Raw genomic sequence first — 13,690 nt, 5'->3', positions numbered from 1 at the left:
CCCCTTGCGGGGAAAAGGTAGGGATCAACACTTTGTGCCCTGTAACTGTGGTCTCAGCGGGTGTATGTTTCGACGGTTTCCGTCCCCTTGCGGGGAAAAGGTAGGGATCAACTTAGTAACTACTGATTATGGTTCATCTCTTTTTGGTACGTTTCCGTCCCCTTGCGGGGAAAAGGTAGGGATCAACCGCGCTCGTGCGTTAGCCAAACAAATTCACGATGCGGGGTTTCCGTCCCCTTGCGGGGAAAAGGTAGGGATCAACGAGTCATCGAGTACCTCTATGTTCCAGGTCTCAAGAGTTTCCGTCCCCTTGCGGGGAAAAGGTAGGGATCAACTTCTCTTCCGTAGGTTGTACCTCCCTTATCGGGAAGTTTCCGTCCCCTTGCGGGGAAAAGGTAGGGATCAACTTGCAGAAGTCTTGAAGGCCCTGGGCTTCACAGGTGCGGAGTTTCCGTCCCCTTGCGGGGAAAAGGTAGGGATCAACTACGCATAGAGCGCGGAGAAATCAGGGAAGCTTTGGAGGTTTCCGTCCCCTTGCGGGGAAAAGGTAGGGATCAACTTTACTAGCTGAGACTGAGTCAGCTGAATTGAAACTTGTCTTGTTTCCGTCCCCTTGCGGGGAAAAGGTAGGGATCAACCCGTCATTTTTGACGGGAAGGAGGTAGTGCGCATATACAGTTTCCGTCCCCTTGCGGGGAAAAGGTAGGGATCAACGGTCAAGTTGGACCAGGACAGGCCAAACTGACCTGGGAAGTTTCCGTCCCCTTGCGGGGAAAAGGTAGGGATCAACCTCACAAAGCACGAAACCTTTGAGGGACTACCTTGTCCCGAGGTTTCCGTCCCCTTGCGGGGAAAAGGTAGGGATCAACTGACTAAGCGCTGCCCGCTGTTGTAGTCATATATATAAAGTTTCCGTCCCCTTGCGGGGAAAAGGTAGGGATCAACGGGAGCTAGCTGCCCTCTGTTCGGACACATCCGTGGCTTGTTTCCGTCCCCTTGCGGGGAAAAGGTAGGGATCAACCTTGAGGAGGTCACCAATGATGGGTGGCCATGCCCAGATTGTTTCCGTCCCCTTGCGGGGAAAAGGTAGGGATCAACATTAGATTAGATTAGCTGGACCATCCGCAATGCCTCGCGTTTCCGTCCCCTTGCGGGGAAAAGGTAGGGATCAACAGGCAGGCTCTGCTTGAAGCCTACATGGTTACCTCATCTTGATGTTTCCGTCCCCTTGCGGGGAAAAGGTAGGGATCAACACCATCAGGGAGGCTCTCCGGATGGTGAGCTTAATCAAGTTTCCGTCCCCTTGCGGGGAAAAGGTAGGGATCAACAACGGGGTCTTACACCACTTCTCGGCTGCCCATTAAGGTCGGTTTCCGTCCCCTTGCGGGGAAAAGGTAGGGATCAACGATTAGGCACACTTTCTCACAAGGAGACGAAAATGTTTGACTGTTTCCGTCCCCTTGCGGGGAAAAGGTAGGGATCAACACCTGGGTGTTCTTTTATCCCTGTAAAGGGAGGTTCAAATGCAGTTTCCGTCCCCTTGCGGGGAAAAGGTAGGGATCAACTGGAGTATGAGGGGTTTTCCGAGCAGTACTTCATGACGTTTCCGTCCCCTTGCGGGGAAAAGGTAGGGATCAACGATCATATCCATATGGATGGCTGCCATCAGGCAGCCATCGTTTCCGTCCCCTTGCGGGGAAAAGGTAGGGATCAACACCCGACGGGGGCCGAATCTATATCTATACAAGTTGGCAGGTTTCCGTCCCCTTGCGGGGAAAAGGTAGGGATCAACGATAACTTAAAGACAATTCGTGTATCTCACAAAATCCACCGTTTCCGTCCCCTTGCGGGGAAAAGGTAGGGATCAACTTCACCGGAAACCGCAGCCACCGGGTGCTCGTTGTCGAGTTTCCGTCCCCTTGCGGGGAAAAGGTAGGGATCAACCCCTCGCAAAACAGATCTACGACGCAGGAGTGTTCTAGTTTCCGTCCCCTTGCGGGGAAAAGGTAGGGATCAACCCTACCCCCGGAAAAGGCTGAATCCATAAGGTTTTCAAGGTGCGTTTGCGAGGGAGTACGGAGACTTCTCGAAACAGATATTAACACTGCTTCGCCGGATAAGCGCAAGTCGGGAAATTCGCTGTTTTGAGGGCATTATGTCACGTTTTTGGGTCAATTTGGGCAAGCAGTTCTAGATTCCTCTTAAAGCCTGGTGTTGCCAGGGGAAAGCTAACAACGGCTCGCCCCGACAGATTGCGCACAAAACTTTACAATTCCTGCCGCCCCCCGTCGGCCAGGGATCCCATCCCAGCGCTGGTCTGTCTAGACTGGAAGACAGCCCTATGGGGATCCCTATGCGCATTGGTGTGCCCAAAGAGATCAAGGAGCAGGAGTTTCGCGTTGGCCTGACGCCGGCGGCGGTGCGGGCTCTGACGGAGCAGGGGCACCAGGTGTGGGTGGAGACCCAAGCTGGCCAGGGGGCGGGCTTTAGCGACGAAGACTACCAAAAAGCGGGGGCCAAGCTGGCCGCCACCCCTGAGGAGATCTACCGGCAGCAGTTGGTGGTGAAGGTCAAAGAGCCCCTGCCCGCCGAGTATCCCCTGCTCCACCCGGATCTGATCCTGTTTACCTATTTGCACCTGGCGGCCAGCCGCGAGCTGACTCAGGCCCTGCTGCGTTCGGGGGCCACCTGCCTGGCCTACGAGACGGTGGAGCTGGCCGATGGATCCCTGCCCCTCTTGATGCCCATGAGCATGATTGCCGGGCGGCTGTCGGTGCAATTGGGCGCCCACTACCTGACTCGCCAGCAGGGGGGGCGAGGCGTGCTGCTGGGCGGGATCCCGGGGGTGCCGCCGGGGCGGGTGGTGATCCTGGGCGGGGGAACCGTGGGCACTGAGGCGGCCAAAATGGCCGTAGGCTTGGGGGCACGGGTGCAGATTTTGGACATTAACCTGCAGCGGCTGAACGAGCTGGAGCTGATTTTTGGCTCGCGGGTAGAGCTGCTCTACAGCACGGCCCAAAGCATCGAGGAATGTGTCCGCGAGGCCGACCTGGTGGTGGGAGCGGTGTTGGTGCCGGGCAGACGCGCCCCGGTTTTGGTGAAGGAAGAGCTGGTGGCCCAGATGCGGCCCCGCTCTTTGATCGTGGATGTGGCCGTGGATCAGGGGGGGTGCATCGCCACCACCAAGGCCACCACCCATGCCCAGCCGGTTTACGAAGCCTATGGAGTCTTGCACTACGGGGTTCCCAACATGCCGGGGGCCGTCCCCTGGACCTCGACCCAGGCGCTGGTCAACGCCACCCTCCCTTACATCTTCAAGTTGGCCAACCTCGGCTTGAGCGCCGCCTTGGAGCAGGACCCGGCCCTGGCCAAGGGGCTCAACCTCTGCGGCGGCAAGCTCATCCACCCGGCGGTGCGGGCCACCTTCCCCGACTTGGCCAACTGAGGGCCTTCGCTACTGGTGCTCGAAGACGTTGCCATATCCCAGCAGATCCAGCTCCACCAGGGTGGGGAGGTGTTGAAAACAGCGCTGTGCCAGCTCCCAGCGCTCTTCCCGCTGCAGCATTTGGGCCAACTTGTGGCGCACCGGGATCAAGTAACGAACATCGTTGGCCGCGTACTCCAACTGCTCCGGCGAGAGGGCCTGGACGTTTCCCCAGTCGGAGCTCTGGGCAGTTTTATTCAGCTCCACCCCGCACAGCTCGCCCACCACGTCCTTCAGGCTGTGCTTGCTGGTGTAGGTGCGGGCCAGCTTGCTGGCAATTTTGGTGCAGAAGACCGGCCAGGCCTGGATCCCCAAGTGGTAGCGCAGCATGGCCAGGTCAAAACGGGCGTAATGGAAGATCTTTTCGATGTTGGGATCCGTCAGCAGCCGCGCCAAATGGGGGGCCTGCTTCACGCCGCGGCTCAGCCGCAGCAGCACCACCTCGCCGGCAGCGTTGGCTATTTGCACCACACAGAGCCTGTCCCGCTGTGGGATCAGCCCCATTGTTTCGGTGTCCACAGCCAAGAGGGTTTCCCCGGCCAGCGCCTCTGCCACTTCGGGGGTGAGATCTTCGTCGCAGATCTGGAAAGGCTCTAGGGCCACAGGGATCCCTCGCTAACTTGGCGAGAGCAGCCGCCCGGCTGAGATACTTCCCTCGCCTGAAGACAAAAGTTTTTGACATCTCAACCAGCGCCGCTGGCCGACCAGCCCTGAGCAAACTCCACCCCCCTCGGAGACAGGAGATGCCCTCCCCTCGACTGAGACGGCCAGCAGCCTGGTTTTCGCTCGCAACGCTCCGCTCCTGCGGGCGGGGTTGTAACCAGCGGCTGGCAAGCTTGGCTCTACCAGCTTGCCTTGACCACGCCCGGCAGCAGGCCGCGGTGGGCCATTTCCCGCAGGCTGTTGCGGCAGAGGCCGAAATCCCGGAAATAGCCGCGGGGACGCCCGGTTTTCCAGCAGCGGTTGCGCAGGCGGGTGGGCGAGCTGGCCCGAGGGAGTTTTTGCAGTTGGGCGTGCAGCTCCATGCGGGTGGCCTGGTCGATGTTGGGATCGGCCATGGCCGCCTTGAGTTGTTGGCGCTTCTCCCGGTATTTTTCGACCAAGCGTTGGCGCTTTTTCTCCCGCTCGATCATGCTTTTTTTAGCCACGGCTCACCTGTTTCCCCAATTTTTCGGCTTTACTAGGATAGCGGGCAACAACAATCTGCAGCAAGGGATCCCCGGTGGGATTCCCGTGGTCGACTGCTTGCCCTTGCGGCGATCTAGCTGTACAGGCCAAGTTGAGGGTGGGGGATGGCCCTTTCCAAAGTAATTTCGTTCATCGCTGCCAAGTTCAAGGTTTCCCCGGAGCAGATCGAAGCCGCCCGCGTGGTCATTTACAGACCGCCGGCGTTGCTGGCCGTGCTCAAGTCGGTTCCGCCGCTGCCCAAAGAGGTGCTGGCGGATCCCAGCTTGACCTACGCCTACCCTGCCCCCTTTATCGAGTGGTCGAAGCGGATGCACGGCCTGGCGGAATGGGACGATGTGCCCGCCCTCAGCTACGCCGACTACGTGGCGCAGATGGAGCTGGCCTTCATGCCGACGGACATTGCTGTCGAGGCCACCAACAAGGACTAGCGCAGGCGAAAAACCCGTTCTGAGGCCTGGCGGACAAACTCCTTGAGCCAGCCCGATTTTTGGGCGCTCTCCACCTGGGCCTTGACCACTGCCTGCATCCCCCCTTCCCCCCAGCTTTGGTTGCGCTGGAAATACTCGATGAAGCTTTTGCCGGCAATGCGGGTGAGATAGCCGGCGCTGGCCGCCTGGATGGGGGCTGTCGCCAAAAAGCCAACCACGCTCACCTCAGCCACGGTGGCCAGGAGCCCGGTGGTCAGTTGGAGCGCCCCCTCCACCAGCCCCAGGCCGGCCAGGGTCTTGGCCAGCGACAGGGCCAGCTCCCGCCCCTGCTGCAGGTTCATCTTGCAGCCGTAGAGGGATCCCAGCTCCACCACCATCTGGGCGTTGATGGCAGCAATGGCCAGCAGATCCAGCGCCGGGATGGGGTTGGCAAAGACCACGCCGGTCACGATCCACTGAAAGCGGTCGATCACCTCCTCCGCCTGGCGGCGCAACTGCGCCTGGATGATCCGCTTGGCCTCTTCGCCCAGTTGCTGGGATTGCAGCAGGGCATTGTCCAACGCCAGGGATCCCCCCTCGGCGTAGAGCACCGCCTGGACGCGATCCCGCACCGCCGCCACCTCCGGTTCCGGCTGCCAGGTTTGGGATCCCACCTGTACAGGGGCTGGAGCAGCGGCGGCCGGCAGCACATCTTCCGGTTGGATCAAGGGGTAAACCCGTTCCCGCAGCCGTTGCAGCAGGAGCCGCCGTTCTTCGGGGGTGTAACGGTCGATTTTGTTGAGCACCAGCAGAGCCCGCTTGCCCAGGGCGATCAACCGACGCAAGGGATCCACCTCCGACCGGCGCAGATCCCCGTCCACCACCACCAGCAGCAGATCGGCAGCTTGGGCCTGGGCCTGCGCCTCCTCTTCCCGCATCGCCCCTGCCGGCCCGATCTCCAAAATGCCCGGACAGTCCACGATCTGCACCGGGTGGGGGATCCCGGGCAGGTCCCAATCGTAAACCGCCACCGCCTGCGTGGTGCCCAGCGTTGCCCCCACCGCCCCCACCCGCCGCCCCAGCAGCGCGTTCACCAGCGAGGTTTTGCCCGCCGATCCGGTGCCGAAAACCACCACCTTCAGTTGCGGCTGGGCCAACTGTTGGGCCAGCCGGGCCGACCGTTCCGCCAGCGCCGCCCGCGCCACCTGATCCTGGATCTGCGCCATCTGAGCTTCTAGTTGCGCCAGGTTGCGCCGGGCTGCCTCCCACTTCTCGGCAGGAGTTGCCGGGGGAGCTGGCCTGGGAAGCCTCTCGGTTTTAGGGGCGGGGCGGAACAGAAACAAGTAGTAGATGGAAGCGGCCAAAAACACCAGCAGCAGCAACACCAGCACCCCGATCAACAGCCCCCCCAAAATCGGGTGGTAGCGGGTGGCGTAGTACAGATCCAAAAACGATTGGATCAGCCAGACGATCAGGCCCGCGAACGAGGCCAACAGCGCCAACAGCAGCAGCAAGCGCAGATAGGGAACTGTTCGCATAGGGATCCAGGGCCACAACCGTTCGCGTCAGCGGGACGGAGTCCTTTTGACTTTACCCGCGGCTAAGCATGTCCAACTACTCAGATCTCGCCTGTCGGCAGCACTGCCCCTGCAGCCGGCTCCTCTTGTTCACAGCGGGATCCCCCCTCCCCTTTCAGGATCTGTATGGCCTGTGGATCCCCATCCACTTTCACCTGCAGATGGCGCAACTGCCAGGCTGAGCCGGCCACCCCCCGCTCCGACTCCACAGCCACCTCGCCGGTGCGCCGGGATCCCGTGATCAAAAAGGACAGACAGGCCCAGCCGGCTTGCTCATCCTCTTGAAAGCGCAGCCGCGAGGGCCAGCCCGGACGCAGGGGATCCCCCAGCCGCTCCACCACCACCGCAGTCTGTTCGAGCCGCTCCACCGCCAACTGGTAGGTGCGATAGGCGCCTGAAGCCCGGATCCCATTCCAGACCAGGATCCCTGCCCCCGCCAGCCCCAAGCCCAGCACCGCCAGCAGGCCCAGACAGCCGCATCCACAGCAGCCCAAAGGGGCGGCACAGCCGACTTTTTGGGGGCTTTCCGACACAGCCAATCGCAGAAGTAGGACGCCCCCAAACTAACACAGAACGGCTGCGCTGCCCCCTGAGGGGGGAGCCAGCTCTCCCTTGGCAGGGATTGCAGAAAGTAAAGTCTGGACAGGCCTACGCCATTTGTCGGTAGTTGCAAGGCCTCTTCGTTTCCGTATTACTACAGACAGTGGCTCGAAAAAATAGGATGTCGGCCAAGTTAAGCAAGTTCAGACAAGCCATTTGCAAGTTTAATTTTGCACTGCCCCATCAATGGGATCCCTAAGTATCCAATTGCTGCTCCGGCTTCGAGTTAGACGTGAAAGTCTAACGCATCGCCGATCCTAGGTTTCTCTCCGCATGGGATCTGAGCAAAGTCGAAGCTTATAAACCCGTGAAAGGCCCGGGATCTTGGGCAGCGAAAAAGCCGGCAAAGTGCGTATATCCAATCCGCCATTCGGCGGAGTCCATTTCAGAGGGTCTTGCCGAGAATGAAACCAGCGAAAAGTCTCAATCCAAGAGCATCCCCACCATGAGCGAGATCAAAAGCACGATTGTGCAGCAAATTATTCAAACTGCCATGATGACCGGTCTGCTTACCGCTGCTCAGGAACACGAACTTAACGTCAAAGTCTTCCAAGAGGATTGCTCCGAGGCTGACCTCTTCCTGCTGCGCCGCCTGCACCGCTGCCTACGCCAGGGATCCATCCGCCGGATCCCGGCTTTGCACAACACCATAGCCGTTGGCCGCTTTGGCCCTCCCTTGCGCCCGCTGCCCGACAGAGCCGAAGAGGCACAACTCCAGCCGGCAGGGCTAAGCGTAGTGCGCAATCCCAAAGTTGGCTGATGGTGGTGCCGGGGGGCGTCTTCTACTTCGGAGAAACAACTGCCGGCAGGGGATCCGGTCGCAGCAGCCGCTGACAGAGCTGGGCGATCTGGGTGGGGCTGGCTTCGTCCAGCCAGCGGTGAAAAGCTTGGGATTCTTGAATGCGGCCCAGCAGCCGTGTTGGGATCTGCTCCGGCCCCTCCAATTCCGCCAGCCACTGCCAGGGCAAGCCGGTTGTCGCCGCCAGGACATGGGGATCCCATTGTCCCGTCCGCCCCAATTCCTGGAGTCGGGCGATTTGGTGGGGGAGGCGCTTCCAGTGATGACCAGAAGCGGCCAGGATCAGCGTTTGCGGCTGCACCTGCTGCAGCAGTTGGGCTAGATTTGCCGGCAGCCAGGGCCAGCGGGCCAGCAGCAGAGCTGTTTTTGCCGACGGGAGGAAGTCTTGCTCGAGAGGAAGGGCCTGCCCATCGTAGCGGAAGACTTCTTGGAGGGAATCCGGCAGGGGGCGTTGCCGGTAATCCTGGATCCGAAGGCTGGGGGCGGAAACGGTGGGCGCCTGCCAGTCGCCAGAGGGGCGCACCGCCAGCACTTTGCCCTGCCAGGGCTGCTCGGCTTCCAACTGCAGGGCGATGTCCAAGGCCTGGCATGCTTGCCACCGCTCCAGCTCTTCGCCGGCTTCCCAAAACCAGAGGGCACGGGATCCCAGCTCAAACTTCAGGTGGCGGCCATTCTGGGAAGCCCTCAGCCTGACGCTGCCGCGGCGAACGTTCATCAAGGCTACGACAGGGTTGGGGTTGCCGTGGCCAAAGGGCTGCAGAAGCTGCAACTGCCGATACACCTCGTCCAGCTCTGCCACCCCATCCCGGCCCTGAGAGGCCAACCGCTCCCAATCGATAACAATCTCCACCGCCAAGGCGCGAGCTTGGCGATCCGGGCCGACCCGCGCGGCCAGCTCCCGCCGCAAAGCCAGTTGTACGGCGGCCAGGCAGGACAGATCCACTTGGATCCCAGCGGCCATGGGGTGGCCGCCTCCCCCCAGCAAGAGGGGACGCACAGCCTCGATGGCCTCCACCAGGTTCACCCCCGGAATCGAGCGGCCCGAACCATAGCCCCGTCCCGTCCTCTCGTCTTTGGCAATCAACACCGTCGGGCAACCGTACTGCTCCGCCAAGCGCGCCGCGGCGATCCCCAAAACCCCCGGATTCCAGCCGCTTCCGGCCAAAACAATTGCCCGCTCCCGCGCCAGATCCAAGCTCTCCACCTGTTGGCTGGCCTCTTGCAGAACCTGTTGGGTGAGTTGCCGACACTCCTCATTGAGGGCAACGAAATGCTCCACCAGCGTCTGGGCCCGCTGCGGATCCGAGGTGGTCAACAGCTCCACCGCTAGGCTGGCATCGTCCCAGCGACCAATGGCGTTCAGCTTGGGGGCAAGGCGAAAGGCGATGTCCTGGGCTGTCGGCGTTCCTGAGGATTGGCTGTTGCTCACCCAATCCAAAAGAGCCCGCAGCCCCGGACGCTGGGTGTTGGCCAGCACGGGCAGGCCCCGCTGCACCAGGTAGCGGCACTCCCGCTGCAACACCGCCACATCGGCCACGATCCCCACCGCCACCAGATCCAGGTACTCTTCTACACCAGGGATCCCCAGCGCTTGGTAGAGGGCCTCCGCCAGCTTGTAGGCCACCCCCACCCCCGGCAGAAAGCGCAGCGGGTGTTCCTCTGGCAGGCGCAGCGGGTTGACCACCGCATAGGCAGGGGGCAAGGGATCCGGCAGGGCGTGGTGATCCGTCACGATCACGTCCACCCCTTGGGCTTGGGCCAGAGCAATCTCGGCAGCATTGCCTATGCCGCAATCCACCGTCAGGAGCACCTGGCAGCCTTGATCCAGCACCTGCTGCAGCCGCTGAGGGTTCAAGCCATGCCCTTCGGTGCTGCGCAGCGGTAGAGTGAACTGGACTCGGAAGCCCAAGGTTTGTAGCGCCGAGAGCAAGAGGCTGGTGGCGGTAACGCCATCGCAGTCGAAGTCTCCCCAAATGCAGAGGGTTTCTCCTCTTTTTCTTGCCTGCAACAGCCGCGCCACCGCCCGCTCCAGATCCGGCAGGGATCCCGCTGGCGTGGGAGAATACTGATTAGGATCGACAAAAGCCCGCGCCTGTTCTCGGCTGTGCAACCCCCGCAGAGCCAGCACCTTGGCCGCATACTTGCCGTACTCTCGGCTCAGCTCCGGATCAAATTGAGGCGGGGTGGGCAGCAGATCCCAGCGGTATTCCATGCAAGCTCGACAGGAATAAAACTCCCTGGGAGCCTATCAAAAACTGCTCAGGGAGAAAAGCAGCTTGGGATCCCGGAAAGCAAAAGCCGGGGTGAGCGATCCCTGCCAACCTGCTATTGACAGCAGTGAGAGGCCACGCAGCAAGGGGAGGGGTGGGCGTGGTCATGGGTGGCACAGGCTTGGCTGCAGTAGAGTTGGCCTTCGTAGCGATAGCCTTGGCTGCTTTCGAAGCTGCAGTTGCAGTGGTCACAGGCGCAACGAACAAGGGTGGTAGCAGACATGATTTTTTCTCCTTGCTTGAACTGAGGGATCCTCTTGTCGAAGATCCGTGTTGCTATACCCTAGCAGTTGCTCGGCAGCGGCGCCGGAACAAGAATCAGACTCATTTGTGACGATTCCAAATCGCAGCAACCACAACTCCCCTCTCCCAAAGGGAGAGGGGCTGGGGGTGAGGGTATCCTGGCTGAGGTTAAGAGAAGCCCATAGCCCTCTAGCCGGTTATTGACTATGATGCGGGCGTGAGGTGTGAATAAGTACCTAGGTGATGGCCACCCAAAGGATTTGCTTTGCCCAAGTCTCAGATGTTCACCTAATGCCGGAGACAGGGTGCCGCTGCTGGTGGATGTCCGATTCCCCCCGCCGCCAGTTGGAAGCTGCCGTTGCCCATCTCAACCAAGTGCCGGATCTGGACTTTGTGGTGTTCACCGGCGATTTGGTGGATCAAGCCGATCCGGAGAGCTTTGAGGTGTTCCAGGAGATCCTCGCCCAACTGCGGGTGCCCTACTACCTCAGCCTCGGCAACCACGATATCGACACCTTGGGGAGGGAGGGGCGCTTCAACCGGGAGCAATTTATCCGCTGGTGCCAACGTCAATTTCCGTTGCCCCTTGCCCCCACAGGCTATGTCGATTACAGCCTTTCCCCCCTGCCTGGGATCCGCTTGATTGCCCTCGATGCCAGCCTGGGCCAGTTCCCTCTGCCCCAGGGCGTGCTGCGCCCCGCGCAACTGCGCTGGCTAGGCGAACATCTACAAGCGGTGCCGGAGGAATGGCTGATCCTGCTCATCCATCAGCCTCCCTTTATCTCCCCCACCCAAATGGATGCGGTTTTGTTCCGCAAGTACCGGCTTCGCAGCGAGCAAGCTGTAGCTCTGCATACCCTCTTGGCCGACCACGGGCGGGTGGTGGCAGTGTTGAGTGGACATCTGCACGTGCCGAAGGTCTATGTGCAGGACGGAATCCCCTACCTGACAGCGCCGCCTCTGGTGGGGCCGGTCTCCGCTCTGCGCGTGTTTGAGTTGGACGTCAACCCACGGCGAGGGGTGTTGCGCTACCACTGGGTTCACCTGCCGGAGCCGGATCCCAGACCTCTCTGGCATGGCCTGGTCATGGGAGTTCGGCGGGATCGCTGGGGACAAATCCCCCTGCGGGCCAAAGGATCTCGATCCCTGCCCGCCGTTGCCCAGTAGCCAAAAATCCTAAACCTTGACCGAATTAGTGTAGATTAAAAAGGCAAAGAGCCTTGGATTCGATGTCTTCCCCCTATGACTGCAACCCTTTCTTCCTCCGGCCACTGGGAGCTGGCGGCTCAGGCGTTACGAGAGCAGTATCAGCCGCAGGTAGCTTCTCTGAGCGAGCGATTTGAGCCTTTGTCGGCGAGCGACCTGCTGGCCTGGGCCGTTGCGGAGTTTGGGGACGGGCTGGTGCTGGCCTGCAGCTTTGGACCGGAAGATCTGGTTCTCATCGATCTGCTCACGGCCATTCGCCCCCAGGTGCGCGCCTTTTTCCTGGATACCGATTTTCACTTCCCGGAAACCCTGCAACTGCAGCAGCAGGTGTTGGCCCGTTACCCCCATTTGCAGCTGGAGATCTTCAAACCGCTGCTCACCCCCGAAGAGCAGGCGGCGCAATATGAGCCGGAGCTGTACCGCACCAACCCTGACCTCTGCTGCAGCCTCCGCAAGGTAGAGCCCCTGAATCGCGCCCTGGCCAACTGCACCACCTGGATTACGGGGATGCGCCGCGAGCAATCCCCCACCCGCGCCGATATCGGCAAGGTGCAGTGGGATGGCAAGCGCAACCGCCTCAAGCTCAACCCGCTCGCCGACTGGACAAACGGCCAAGTCTGGAAGTACATCCTCGACCACGGGATCCCTTACAACCCCCTCCACGACCGCAACTATCCCAGCATCGGCTGCATCCACTGCACGGCGCCGGTGGAGCCGGGAGCGGATCCCCGCTCTGGCCGCTGGAAGGGCACAGCCAAAACCGAGTGCGGCCTGCACACCTAGCCTATGAACCCTTCGCCTGTCCTAGAGGTGGCTCAGTTTGAAGTCAGCCCCGGCTCTGAAGCCGCTTTTGAGGCTGCCATCGCGCAAGCCTTTGTCTACCTACAACAGACCGATGGCTATCGGCAGCACCAACTGCAGCGCTGTTTAGAGCACCCTCAGCAATACCTGTTGCTGGTACACTGGGGATCCCTGGAGGCCCATTTGGTTAACTTCCGCCAATCGGAAAACTTTGTCCGCTGGCGCACCCTCCTCGAGCCCTACTTTGCTCGGCCACCGCAGGTGTTGCATTACCAACTGCTGCCGGGGTTGACCTGATCAGAGGCAGCGCGAGCCTAGGGTTGCGCTGGTGCTGCAAAGCAATGGCGGCCTTCCCAGTCCAGGAGCAACTGGGGTGGGGGGAGTGCTTGCCGACGGGAGCGCAAAGCTCTTGCTACCCTAGTCGAAGGATGGTTTCGTGGTTGGCCAAGGTAGAGGAGGATTTGCTGTGTGAGCAGGTACGGGAGGGATTTCACGCTCTCTCCGATCCGATTCGCCTGCGCGCGCTGCAACTGTTGCGTGGGCGGGAGCTGTGCGTTTGCGATCTCTGCGAAAAGCTGCAGGTAAGCCAATCCAAGCTCTCGTTTCACTTAAAGACCTTGCGAGATGCGCAGTTGGTCAACGCTCGCCAGCAGGGGCGCTGGATCTACTACAGCCTCAACCCACCTCGCTTTCAGCTCTTGCAGCATTTTTTGGATAGCCTAGGACAAGCTGCGCCCTCTGAGGTTGCCGTTCCCTGTGCGGAGGATCCCTAGGTATTTATCCTCGATTGAGGCGCAGGTTGCTTGCCCTGCCGCCCTAGCCCTGGGGGGGGGACGCCACAACCCCCGCTACAGGGCCTACGGCCCGCTGACGTGAAGGAATCTCAAACTGCCTCAGCAGATACTTCCTCCTCAGATTCACCCCCCACCCTGTCTTGGTGAAACCTGACCAGAAGTTTCCGCATCTGAGAAGCCGTCTGCCGACACTCTCGGCGAACAGCTACCTTGACACTCCCACCGCCTACAGCCTGTTAAGGGCTCAAGGGGTACAATAGCAGCACTTAGCAAACCAACTTCGGAAGGAGGATGGATTGATCAGTAGTAAAGAAGTCTTCA

General features: G+C 60.7%; 13 protein-coding genes and 1 CRISPR repeat array (1 of these 14 cut by a window edge). Of the genes, 7 read left to right on the top strand and 6 right to left on the bottom strand.

Annotated elements, in window-relative coordinates:
- A CRISPR array of direct repeats spans positions 1–2,018; the repeat unit is 37 nt; unit sequence GTTTCCGTCCCCTTGCGGGGAAAAGGTAGGGATCAAC; it reaches 2,439 nt to the left of the window's first position.
- A gap of 335 nt (positions 2,019–2,353) precedes the next feature.
- Positions 2,354–3,445: an alanine dehydrogenase gene (ald, locus tag ACVW0R_RS10050; RefSeq protein ID WP_011429984.1), complete on the top strand. Its 1,092-nt coding sequence runs from the start codon at positions 2,354–2,356 to the stop codon at positions 3,443–3,445.
- A gap of 9 nt (positions 3,446–3,454) precedes the next feature.
- On the opposite strand, the gene ACVW0R_RS10045 is transcribed toward ald, so the two are convergent.
- Both ACVW0R_RS10045 and rpsN read right to left on the bottom strand, forming a co-directional pair.
- A complete protein-coding gene (locus ACVW0R_RS10045) occupies positions 3,455–4,087 on the bottom strand; it encodes a ribonuclease D (protein WP_011429985.1) in 633 nt (210 codons plus the stop codon).
- Positions 4,088–4,326: 239 nt separating this feature from the next.
- Entirely contained in the window at positions 4,327–4,632 is a 306-nt protein-coding gene (gene rpsN / locus ACVW0R_RS10040) for a 30S ribosomal protein S14 (RefSeq protein ID WP_011429986.1), read from the bottom strand.
- A gap of 144 nt (positions 4,633–4,776) precedes the next feature.
- Between rpsN and ACVW0R_RS10035 the strand changes: the two genes are divergently transcribed.
- The gene (locus ACVW0R_RS10035) at positions 4,777–5,100 is read left to right on the top strand and encodes a hypothetical protein (RefSeq protein WP_011429988.1); all 324 of its coding nucleotides are present in this window, start codon (positions 4,777–4,779) and stop codon (positions 5,098–5,100) included.
- Here the strand turns inward: ACVW0R_RS10035 and ACVW0R_RS10030 are convergent.
- Positions 5,097–6,617 carry a YcjF family protein gene (locus ACVW0R_RS10030; RefSeq protein WP_011429989.1) on the bottom strand — a complete coding sequence of 507 codons (1,521 nt, stop codon included), beginning with the start codon at positions 6,615–6,617 and terminating at the stop codon, positions 5,097–5,099. The two genes, ACVW0R_RS10035 and ACVW0R_RS10030, sit on opposite strands and share 4 nt — an antisense overlap.
- An 80-nt stretch (positions 6,618–6,697) precedes the next feature.
- Complete coding sequence (locus tag ACVW0R_RS10025; RefSeq protein ID WP_011429990.1) at positions 6,698–7,189, bottom strand: cytochrome c oxidase assembly factor Coa1 family protein; 492 nt, start codon at positions 7,187–7,189, stop codon at positions 6,698–6,700.
- 512 nt (positions 7,190–7,701) lie between these two features.
- Here ACVW0R_RS10025 and ACVW0R_RS10020 point away from each other — a divergent pair.
- Entirely contained in the window at positions 7,702–8,016 is a 315-nt protein-coding gene (locus tag ACVW0R_RS10020; protein ID WP_041438224.1) for a hypothetical protein, read from the top strand.
- A gap of 22 nt (positions 8,017–8,038) precedes the next feature.
- Here the strand turns inward: ACVW0R_RS10020 and recJ are convergent, their stop codons facing one another.
- On the bottom strand, positions 8,039–10,267 hold the full coding sequence (gene recJ / locus ACVW0R_RS10015; protein ID WP_414390358.1) for a single-stranded-DNA-specific exonuclease RecJ: 2,229 nt from the start codon (positions 10,265–10,267) through the stop codon (positions 8,039–8,041).
- A gap of 113 nt (positions 10,268–10,380) precedes the next feature.
- A complete protein-coding gene (locus ACVW0R_RS10010; RefSeq protein ID WP_083759159.1) occupies positions 10,381–10,548 on the bottom strand; it encodes a hypothetical protein in 168 nt (55 codons plus the stop codon).
- Between the two features lie 263 nt (positions 10,549–10,811).
- On the opposite strand from ACVW0R_RS10010, the gene ACVW0R_RS10005 reads away from it, so the two are divergent.
- The 4 genes from ACVW0R_RS10005 to ACVW0R_RS09990 all read left to right on the top strand — a co-directional run bounded on the left by ACVW0R_RS10005 (position 10,812) and on the right by ACVW0R_RS09990 (position 13,348).
- Entirely contained in the window at positions 10,812–11,735 is a 924-nt protein-coding gene (locus ACVW0R_RS10005; protein ID WP_011429994.1) for a metallophosphoesterase family protein, read from the top strand.
- A gap of 75 nt (positions 11,736–11,810) precedes the next feature.
- Complete coding sequence (locus tag ACVW0R_RS10000; RefSeq protein ID WP_011429995.1) at positions 11,811–12,557, top strand: phosphoadenylyl-sulfate reductase; 747 nt, start codon at positions 11,811–11,813, stop codon at positions 12,555–12,557.
- Between the two features lie 3 nt (positions 12,558–12,560).
- The gene (locus tag ACVW0R_RS09995) at positions 12,561–12,872 is read left to right on the top strand and encodes an antibiotic biosynthesis monooxygenase family protein (RefSeq protein WP_457502006.1); all 312 of its coding nucleotides are present in this window, start codon (positions 12,561–12,563) and stop codon (positions 12,870–12,872) included.
- Positions 12,873–13,003: 131 nt separating this feature from the next.
- The gene (locus tag ACVW0R_RS09990) at positions 13,004–13,348 is read left to right on the top strand and encodes an ArsR/SmtB family transcription factor (protein WP_011429997.1); all 345 of its coding nucleotides are present in this window, start codon (positions 13,004–13,006) and stop codon (positions 13,346–13,348) included.
- The last annotated feature ends 342 nt before the right edge of the window (positions 13,349–13,690 follow it).

This window comes from Thermostichus sp. MS-CIW-15 (genome assembly GCF_054060575.1).
The sequence above is the reverse complement of the archived record's forward strand: the minus strand, read 5'-3'. Positions and strand labels throughout refer to the sequence as shown.

Coding starts and splice junctions, on each gene's coding strand:
- ald (WP_011429984.1), top strand. CDS start 2,354: ATGCGCATTGGTGTGCCCAAAGAGATCAAGGAGCAGGAGTTTCGCGTT.
- ACVW0R_RS10000 (WP_011429995.1), top strand. CDS start 11,811: ATGACTGCAACCCTTTCTTCCTCCGGCCACTGGGAGCTGGCGGCTCAG.
- ACVW0R_RS10030 (WP_011429989.1), bottom strand. CDS start 6,617: ATGCGAACAGTTCCCTATCTGCGCTTGCTGCTGCTGTTGGCGCTGTTG.
- ACVW0R_RS09995 (WP_457502006.1), top strand. CDS start 12,561: ATGAACCCTTCGCCTGTCCTAGAGGTGGCTCAGTTTGAAGTCAGCCCC.
- ACVW0R_RS09990 (WP_011429997.1), top strand. CDS start 13,004: ATGGTTTCGTGGTTGGCCAAGGTAGAGGAGGATTTGCTGTGTGAGCAG.
- recJ (WP_414390358.1), bottom strand. CDS start 10,267: ATGGAATACCGCTGGGATCTGCTGCCCACCCCGCCTCAATTTGATCCG.
- ACVW0R_RS10035 (WP_011429988.1), top strand. CDS start 4,777: ATGGCCCTTTCCAAAGTAATTTCGTTCATCGCTGCCAAGTTCAAGGTT.
- ACVW0R_RS10010 (WP_083759159.1), bottom strand. CDS start 10,548: ATGTCTGCTACCACCCTTGTTCGTTGCGCCTGTGACCACTGCAACTGC.
- ACVW0R_RS10005 (WP_011429994.1), top strand. CDS start 10,812: ATGGCCACCCAAAGGATTTGCTTTGCCCAAGTCTCAGATGTTCACCTA.
- ACVW0R_RS10020 (WP_041438224.1), top strand. CDS start 7,702: ATGAGCGAGATCAAAAGCACGATTGTGCAGCAAATTATTCAAACTGCC.